Genomic DNA, 4,022 nt, shown 5'->3' with positions numbered 1-4,022 from the left:
GGCGGGCCGACTCGTCGATGCGGGCCTCGGTGACGCGGCCCTGGCGGACCAGGTCGAGCAGGATGTCGACGCACTCCTCGCCGCCGAACTGGTCGGCGCCGGCCTCGAGGATCAGCTCCATCCGGCCGTGCGGGTCGAGGTGCTCGACACCCCACGCGCGCGCCGGGAGCACCTGGTCGCCGACGTGGTTGTCGTTGACGAGCTCCCAGTCGGTGACGACGACGCCGTCGTAGCCGAGCTTCTCGCGCAGCAGCCCGGTCACGACCTGCTTGTTGTAGCCGAAGCCGACCGGCTCGATCGGCTCGCCGTCGATCTCGAGCGCCACCGGCATGCCGTAGTAGGGCATGATCCCGGCCGTGCCGGCCTCGATGATCGCCGGGAACGGCTTGAGGTGGTCGGCGAACCGCCCTCCGGGGTAGACCTGCTCGCGGCCGTAGGGGAAGTGAGCGTCCTCGCCGTCCTTCTGCGGTCCGCCGCCCGGGAAGTGCTTGCTCGTGCACGCCACACTGCCCGGGCCGAGCGAGTCGCCCTGGAAGCCCTTGAGGTACGCGACGCCGAGCTCGGTGACGAGGTCGGGGTCCTGGCCGAAGGTGCCGGCCTGGCGGGCCCAGCGCGGCTCGGTCGCGAGGTCGAGCGTGGGGTGCAGCGCCGCGCGGATCCCGACGGCGGCGTACTCCTGACGGGCGATGTCGGCGAAGCGCCGCACCGCGTCGGCGTCGCGCAGGGCCGCGAGTCCGAGCGGCTCCGGCCACTGCGAGAAGGCGCCGGCGGAGAAGGACACCCCGACGTTCTCGATGAACGCGTGCCGCGGGTCGGTCGACACGGTGACGGGTATGCCGTGTGGCGTGCGCTCGGCGAGCGCCTGCAGCGCGTTGCTCCACCGGGCCGCCATCCGCGGGTCGTCGAGGGCGTGGACGTTGAAGTGGCTCAGGTGCTTCTCGAGCACGACGCTGCTGGTCGGGGACTTGCTGATGTTGCCGGGGTGCTCGAGCACCGTGCCGTCCGTGCCCGCCTCGATGACGGTCTGGAACATCAGGCCGACCTTCTCCTCGAGCGAGAGCCGGCCGAGGAGGTCGCCGACCCGCTCCTCGACGGGCAGCCGAGGGTCCTCGTAGGGGTCCATCCGGCCGTTGCCGTTGAGGTCGCGGTAGGCGACGCCGTCCTCGGTCGTGCTCAGCTCGGGGCGCACGGTCAGTGCCTTTCGTTCTCGAGGGGGGTGGGAGGTGGGGTCGGGCGGCCGGGTCAGGCGACCGGGCTCGCGCCGAACTCCTCGATGCCGATGACCGGGCGCAGGGCCCGCTCGACGGCGTCGCTGCTGAAGGCGCGGCGGATGACGTCGTGGCCGAGCACGTTGCCGACCGCGCCCATGGCCATCGCCTGGTCCAGCGAGAGGTAGCGGCGGGCGATGGTTCCCGACCTCGTGGCGACCGCGTCGAAGAAGCCACCCCGGCCGTATGCGTGCAGCTCGGTCTGGATGCGCGCGAGGTTGGTGAACGCCTCGTCGGGCTCGTGCATCATCGCGAGGAACGACGCGTGCGGGGTGACGACGCCGTCGCCGTAGGTCGGCGCGGGGTTGGTCGCCGGTCGGCAGTCGCCGAAGCCGGCGTCGTAGTTCGTCTTCTCCTGGTCGGAGAAGTAGCCGTCGGGGTTGAGGCCGAGGGCGTCGACGCCGTACTCGCGGTAGCCGCCGGCGGGGTTGCTCGACGGGCTGAAGCCCCAGTAGCCGTAGCCGGCCTCGAGCAGGCCGTGCTCGCGCTGCGCCCGGATGTGCAGCGGGTGGTTGCGACCCCACGAGCTGGGCGCCCACGTGGCCTCGTCGACGAACACGTCGGGCATGAGTTCCTCGAACATCGAGCCGCCCCATCCGGGCACGATGTGCTTGCCGCGGTAGCTGTAGGCGCCCTCGTAGACGTCGATCCCGAAGTAGGTGCGGTGCTCGCCCACCGGCTGCATCTCGGGCCACGACCAGTCGCAGCCGGCCGGAAACGTGCGCCACGTCGCGTAGTACGCGGTGGGCGGCACCTGGCCGGTGATGATGCCGAGGTACGTCGTGATGCGGGTCTCGGACACGGCCGTGTCGTAGTGGTGGTTGGTGTACCAGACGTCCGGGCCCTTGCCGATGTGGTTGCCCGTGTAGCCGGAGAAGCCGGGAGGCGGCGGCGCGTCGTAGAAGCCGCCGTGCATGAGGCCGCCGGGGCGCACGCCGGGGTGCGAGGTGTCGGCGTCGTAGAACATGTCCCAGCGCATCCGTTCGAAGATCCGCCGGGCCCACTGCCCCGCGGCCGGGTCGGAGTTCATGACGACGAGCAGTGCGGCGCCGAGCCAGCCGTTGTCGACGCTGGAGAGGAACGGGTGGACGCGGTCGCCGGATCCCGGCCAGGACGTCAGCACGGCCCCGGTCGACTCGTCGTACCAGTTGTAGTACATGCCGCTCGGGGTGTGGTGCGGCATCCGGTGGACCGTCTTGAGGGTGCGGACCATCCGGCCGGTGGCCTCGCCGCGGGTGATGATGCCGAGCTCGCGGGCGGCGACCGTCGACCAGAGGTAGCCGCCGATGTTCGTCGGCGAGGTGTAGCCCGACCGGTCCCCGGCCGTGAGCGACTCGGCGATGTTGTCGGCGGGCAGCCCCGTCGTCGGGTCGGTCATCGCGACGAGGCTGCGCCACGTGTCGGCCGCCCAGGTGCGGACGGTCGCGCGCTCGAGGGAGCGGACGGCATACGCACCGTGTCCCCGGCGTGGGACAGCGGCGGCCGAGGGGGCGAGGGCGAAGGCGGCGATGGAGGCAGCGCCGCCGACGAGCAGCGACCTGCGGCTGGGGGTGTGCAGGCTGTTCGGGTGGGTCATCTGGTGCTCCGTTCGGTTACTTCAGGCCGGTGGTGGCGATGCCCTCGATGAAGCGCTTCTGGAAGACGAGGAAGACCACGAGGATCGGGATGATGACGATGGTCGCGCCGGCGAGGAGCAGCCCGTAGTTCGTGCTGTTCTGGCCGGTCGAGTAGAGGGCCAGGGCCACGGGGAGGGTGTACCTGTCCTCGGACTGGGCGACGACGAGTGGCCACAGGAAGTTGTTCCAGCTGCCGAGGAAGGTGAGGATGCCGAGCGTCGCGAGGGCGGGCCCGCAGAGCGGCAGGATGATCCGGAAGAAGATCCGCAGCTCGCCGGCACCGTCGACGCGACCGGCGTCGAGCAGGTCCCTGGGCAGGCCGAGGATGAACTGCCGCATGAGGAACACGCCGAAGGGACTGACGAGGAAGGGCAGGAACAGGCCCGGGATCGTGTCGACGAGGCCGGCGTTGGCCACGAGCACGAACAGCGGCACGAACGTCACGACGCCGGGGATCATCAGGGTCGTCATGACGGCCACGAAGATGGCGCGCTTGCCCTTGAAGTCGAGCATGGCCAGGGCGTAGCCGAGCATCGAGCAGAAGATCAGGTTGCCGGCGGTGACGACGACGGCCACGACGATCGAGTTGCTGAAGTACTGCCCGAAGTTGAGCTTGCTGAACAGCTGCGTGTAGTTGTCCAGCGACGCGTGCTGGGGCAGCCACGTCGGCGGCACCTGGCGCAGCTCGCCCTCGCCCTTGAAGCTGCCGAGCACCATCCACACGAACGGCGCGATGACGGCGACCAGGGCGACGACGAGGATGAGGTAGAGCCACCAGCGGCTGCCCTGGCTCGAGCCCACCATGCCGCTCCGGGGAGCGCGAGACCGCCTCACGGGCAGAGAGTTTCGCGGGCTGCCCTGCGGCTGGGTCTCCGGGGTGCGAGGCGCGGTGTCGACGGACATGTCAGGACCTCTCTCGCAGCAGCCGGAACTGGATGGCCGTGACGACGGCGATGACGACGAAGATCAGGTAGCTCATCGCCGAGGCGAGGCCGTAGTTGCCGAAGCCGAACTGCTGGTACGTGTAGTAGGAAAGCGAGATCGTGCTGTTCAGCGGACCGCCCTTGGTCATGACGAACGGCTCCTCGAAGAACTGCAGGTAGCCAATGGCGGTCGTCACCATGACGAAGAGCAGGGT

4 protein-coding genes are annotated in these 4,022 nt (G+C 70.0%); all 4 read right to left on the bottom strand.

The window, feature by feature from the left end; genetic code table 11:
* Positions 1-1,189 (bottom strand): glycoside hydrolase family 3 protein (locus tag ABD194_RS21200; protein WP_343995232.1); only part of this gene is annotated, 1,189 nt, incomplete at its 3' end.
* A 53-nt stretch (positions 1,190-1,242) separates the two neighbouring features.
* Positions 1,243-2,844 (bottom strand): glucoamylase family protein, encoded by a 1,602-nt coding sequence (locus ABD194_RS21195; RefSeq protein ID WP_343995230.1) that lies wholly within the window; start codon positions 2,842-2,844, stop codon positions 1,243-1,245.
* A gap of 16 nt (positions 2,845-2,860) precedes the next feature.
* Positions 2,861-3,688: a carbohydrate ABC transporter permease gene (locus ABD194_RS21190; protein WP_343995228.1), complete on the bottom strand. Its 828-nt coding sequence runs from the start codon at positions 3,686-3,688 to the stop codon at positions 2,861-2,863.
* 100 nt (positions 3,689-3,788) lie between these two features.
* A partial coding sequence (locus tag ABD194_RS21185; RefSeq protein WP_425580040.1) for a carbohydrate ABC transporter permease occupies positions 3,789-4,022 on the bottom strand: 234 nt, incomplete at its 5' end.

The organism is Terrabacter terrae, from assembly GCF_039529575.1.
Lineage (GTDB): Bacteria > Actinomycetota > Actinomycetes > Actinomycetales > Dermatophilaceae > Terrabacter > Terrabacter terrae.
The sequence above is the reverse complement of the archived record's forward strand: the minus strand, read 5'-3'. Positions and strand labels throughout refer to the sequence as shown.

Bases quoted from the DNA above. Each gene is read 5' to 3' on its own strand.
- ABD194_RS21195 (WP_343995230.1), bottom strand. From the start codon at position 2,844: ATGACCCACCCGAACAGCCTGCACACCCCCAGCCGCAGGTCGCTGCTC.
- ABD194_RS21190 (WP_343995228.1), bottom strand. From the start codon at position 3,688: ATGGTGGGCTCGAGCCAGGGCAGCCGCTGGTGGCTCTACCTCATCCTC.